This is a genomic window from Micromonospora matsumotoense (assembly GCF_050951065.1).
Classification (GTDB): Bacteria; Actinomycetota; Actinomycetes; order Mycobacteriales; family Micromonosporaceae; genus Micromonospora; species Micromonospora matsumotoensis.
Genome location: NZ_CP192025.1, coordinates 4,853,867 through 4,858,391, shown reverse-complemented (window position 1 = coordinate 4,858,391; position 4,525 = coordinate 4,853,867). Strand labels below are relative to the sequence as shown.

Annotated in this window: 2 protein-coding genes; both read right to left on the bottom strand. The window is 70.7% G+C overall.

Annotated features, from left to right (window positions below; all coding sequences use genetic code 11):
- Positions 1–216: 216 nt before the first annotated feature.
- Positions 217–1,152, bottom strand: coding sequence for a cyclase family protein (locus ACQP1S_RS20815; protein WP_432898085.1), 936 nt, complete (start codon positions 1,150–1,152; stop codon positions 217–219).
- Positions 1,153–1,351: 199 nt separating this feature from the next.
- Positions 1,352–3,997, bottom strand: a complete 2,646-nt coding sequence (locus tag ACQP1S_RS20810) for a non-ribosomal peptide synthetase (RefSeq protein ID WP_432898082.1) — start codon at positions 3,995–3,997, stop codon at positions 1,352–1,354.
- Positions 3,998–4,525: the final 528 nt, after the last annotated feature.

Sequence of the window (4,525 nt, the reverse complement as noted above, 5' to 3'; positions counted from 1 at the left end):
CAGCTCGGCCTGGGCACACCGGACAGCGCCCAGGCCGGCGGCGGCCAACGGGCCCAGACGAACCGGTGGCCCCCACCACGAGGCGGGGGCCACCGGAGAACATGCGGACCGTGCCCGCCGGCCGATCTCCGGCTCCCCGCCGGCCTCAGTCGATGGCCAGCAGCGAGGCGGACGGCGCGCAGAGCACCGCCCAGGCCGAGCCCTCGTGAACCGCAGTCAGAACGTGACGATCGGGTTGACCGGGCTACCGGACGTACCAGCGAAGCGGACCGGAGCGACTGCGAGCTGGAAATCCCACTGGTCGAGTTCGGCGGCAGTCGTCACGCAGGCCTCCAGGTCGCAGTTATCGAGAATCCACAGACCCATCGCGACGAGACCCACGGCGTGGACCGGCATCAACACGTCGTCGTACCCCGACGGCTGAGCGTCCTGGGGGGTGTCAGCGCCGATCAGCGCCACCCTCCGTTCATGCAGCCACGGCAGGCACGACGCGTGCCAACCGGCCTGCCGGAAACCGCTGGCCGCCCCGTTCTCATGCCGGAAGCGGCCATAGCCGGTCCGCAGGAGCACCGCGTCACCGGGTCGCACCTGCACACCCTGGCGACGCTCGGCTTCCTCAAGGTCGTCGGGAAACACCGCCTGCCCCGGTTCCAACCACGACACGTCGCGGGCCGCCGCGACATCCAGCAGAACGCCACGCGTGACGATCCCGTCCGCGGCCGCCGTGACGGCCGCCCACGCCGAGCCCGTCGCGGCGTCGACGAACGAGTGCGACCGCCCGTTGTACATCGCGCCGTCCCAGAAGATGTGACACGGCGCGTCAAGGTGGGTGATGGTGTTGCCGTGGAACGAGATGCCGAGCCGCTCGGACGAGAAGCCCCAGCGCCGGTCGGCGTGGAAGTGCTCCGGCATGTTCTCGGCACCTGGCATGTCGGCGGCGCACGGGCACGCCGTCGTCGACCGCTCCAGCTCTGCCGGTACGGCAACCTCCCACGCACACGACACACTCCTGCCGTGCCGTACGGCCCGCGCCGCCGCCAGCCGAACGTCGTCGGTGATGTGGTTCAGCGTCCCGCGCTCATCGTCGTCGCCCCACCGCCCCCAGTTCGACAGCGTGTCGAAGTACCCGAGCACCTCGTCCTGCGTCGGCATCGGTCGCCCTACCGTCATCTCAGCATCGACCCCTCCGGTCACGCGCTTCCGAGGCACGCAGGTAGGCTATCCCGCCGCCGGATCGACGACCGCTACGACGGTGTCCCGGGGTCGCAGCACGTGGACGAGGCAACCGGGCCCGGGCGGACCGATGGCCCCCGCCATCGGGCGGAGGCCATCGGGGGGACGCGGGTGTGGCTCAGCGAGCCGGTACGACGTAGGCCACCAGCCGGGCGGCCTCCCGTTCACCCACCGCGACGACGACTGCCTCGGCAACGTCCGGACTGGCCCGGATGACGGACTCGATCTCACCCAGCTCGACCCGGAAGCCTCGAACCTTCACCTGGTCGTCCACCCGGCCGAGGAATTCGAACTCACCGGTTGGCCGGCGCCGGACCCGGTCGCCGGTGCGGTAGAGCCGCCGGCCGGGCAGCCCGGAGAACGGGTCCGCGACGAACCGGGAGGCGGTCAGCGCTGCTCGGCCCAGATAGCCCCGCGAGACGCCGGCACCACCGACCAACAGCTCACCGACGACCCCGGTGGGCACCAGCGCGCCGTACCTGTCGACCACACAGAGGAACGCGTTGTCGACAGGTACGCCGACCGGCACCGGTGGCATCTCCTGGCGCCGGACGGTCCACGCGGCCGCGTTCATCGTGACCTCGGTCGGGCCGTACAGGTTGTGCAGCAGGGGACCGAATGCCGCCGCCCGGGGCGGCACGTCGGCGGCCAGCTGCTCGCCACCGGTGAAGACGTTCCGCAGTGTCGGGATCCGGCCTCGGAGGTCCTGATCGAGGAAGAGCGAGAGCAGATGCGGGGCGAGCTGCGCGGTGGTGACCCGGTGCCGTTCCATGTGATCGACCAGGTAGCCGAGGTCGGCGTGCCGGTCCGGTTCGAGGACCACAAGGGTGCCGCCCATCATCAGCGGCATCCAGAACTCCCAGACCGAGCCGTCGAAACTGAACGACGTGCGTTGCAGCACCCGCTCGTCCGACCGGATACCGAACCGGCTGGTGATCCAGTGCATGTGGTTGACCAGGTTACGGTGGGTCACCGCCACACCCTTGGGTGCGCCGGTGGAGCCCGAGGTGTAGATGAGGTACGCAACGTTCTCAGGCGAGACACCCGCCCGCGCAGTCGGCAGCGCGGCCGCCGGTGGGACCTCGGGTGTGGTCACCTCGAGCGTCGCTACGTCGTTCCCGACTACCAGCGCCCGCAGTTCCCCGATGGTGAGGACCGCGGTCAGTTCGGCGTCGCGAGCCATGAAGGCCAGCCGCTCAGCCGGGTACAGCGGATCGAGTGGCACATAGGCCCCACCGGCCATCAGCACGCCGAGCAGGCCCACCACCAGCTCCACTGACCGCTCCAGACAGACGCCGACGCGGGACTCGGGCCCCACGCCGGCCTCGGTGAGCCGCTGGGACAGCAGATCCGCCCATGTGACCAGCTGTCGGTACGACACGGACCGGTCGCCGAACTCGACGGCCACCGCGTCCGGCGTCGCGGAGGCCTGTGCCAGAACGAGCTCGTGCAGCAGGGTGGGATCGTCCCCGTTCACCTGGACGGTGCCGACCACGCCGGCCTGGCCCGGCGACACCATCGGCACCGCGCCCAGCGGCCGATCGGGCTCGGCAGCCATGCCCGTGAGCAGCGTCGCCAGGTAACGGGCCAGCTGTTCGACGGTGGTGCGGTTCCAGAGGTCGGGCGAGTAGCCGAGACACAGTTCCACGGCCGCGTCCTCCACCGTGAAGTCGAATGTGAGGTCGAACGCCGAGCGTGGCGGATTGCTGAACAGTTGCGACACGGCGACCCCGGGCAGAGCGAAGGCCGCTGCGATGGGCTCGTGCAGCGTCACCATCGTCTGCAACAGGGGGTGTTGGCCACCGCCGGCCCCGGCCCCGGCCAGCTCGACTATCTCGGCGAACGGGATGTGGGCATGCGCCACCGCGTCGCGATGCACCCGGTGAGCGTCGGCGACGGCCTCGGCGACCGTCGGGTCACCGGCCAGGTCGCAGCGCAGCGGAACCGGCTCAACGAGCCGGCCGACGACGTCGGGAGCGGCGGGGAGCGTGCCCAGCACGAAGTCGTCCATGCCGGACACCCGCGCGAGCAGGCTCTGTACGCCGGTGCTGAGCACGGCGAACAGATCGGCCGAGCAAGACTCGGCGAGCCGGCTCAGCTCGGACCGGCCGAAGAACCGGTACGCCACCTGGGACGTCACGGCGCGGCCCACCGCCGGCCGGACCCGGTCCAGCGGCAGCTCCAGCAGGTGCGGCGCGGTCGCCAGCACACTCTTCCAGTACTGACGATGCGCGGTGACGCCGTCGCTGCGCAGCCCCTCGCGGTACGCCATGAGCGTCTCGAGGAACGAGACCGTCGGAGCCATCGGATCTGCCGTGAGCGCGGCCGCGATCAGTCGCATCGAGCCCGGGTCGGCGGCCAGTTGGTGCGCCGTCAGGACCAGCAGATGATCCTTGGGCGCCAGCCGGACGATCCGGGGTGCGAACAGCGGACCGGCGGTCAGGTCGAAGGTGCGGGCGGTCTCTTCGCGCAGCACCCGGTCGACCGTCGCGTCGAGGCTCTCACCGGAGAGACGGTCCTGCACCGGCACGGTCCACCCGTCGGTGACGGTCTGCGCCGGCTCGGCGTCGTCGACGATGCGTACCCGCAGCGCCTCGTGGTGGTCGATCACTCGACCTAGGCGCGCGGCGAGGTCGGCCGGATCAAGCTCGCCGGTGAGTCGGAGCACCAGCGGCACCGTCAGATCCGAGGCGTGTCGGTTCGGTGCCGCCCGTTCCCACAACGACAGTTGCGCGAAAGAAAGGGGCGTCATTGCGTCGGCCATCGGGCTCCCTTGCTCTTGACTCGAACCGGCGACCGCCGTATAGAGGCTGGGCGGAGGCGCGCGGGAACCCCAATCCGAGCGAGCCTGATCGTGCTCGGGCGACGCGGGCTGTGCCGGGACGACAGTGAAAGGTGCGGGGGTACGGGCGCACGACAATCCTGCGGGTCTGCCGCCGGAAAGGACAGCACCCCGGGTGATCGCCCGCGGTGTCCGCACCGCTGACGGGTGCGGCGTTCAACCGTGGTGTTGCGGCAGTTGAACGGCCTCGGCCGGTTGGGCGGCAGCCCGTGACGTCCCACCGCGGTGACTTCGCTTCCCGGCCCGATCGATGGATCAAATATGCCGGGTGGGCCATAGTGGGCAGCGCCGCCCTGCGTGGCACCGGCTCGTGAACGCGCCGGTGCGGCGCGGTCTGTGCCACGGCCCGGGCGTTGGCGTCCGCCACAGGTCAAGGAACTTCCGGCGTACGTCATCGAGCCTGATCAGCCGTGCCGACCCGGCGGCCGCTGCATCGCTAGGAGGAGACGG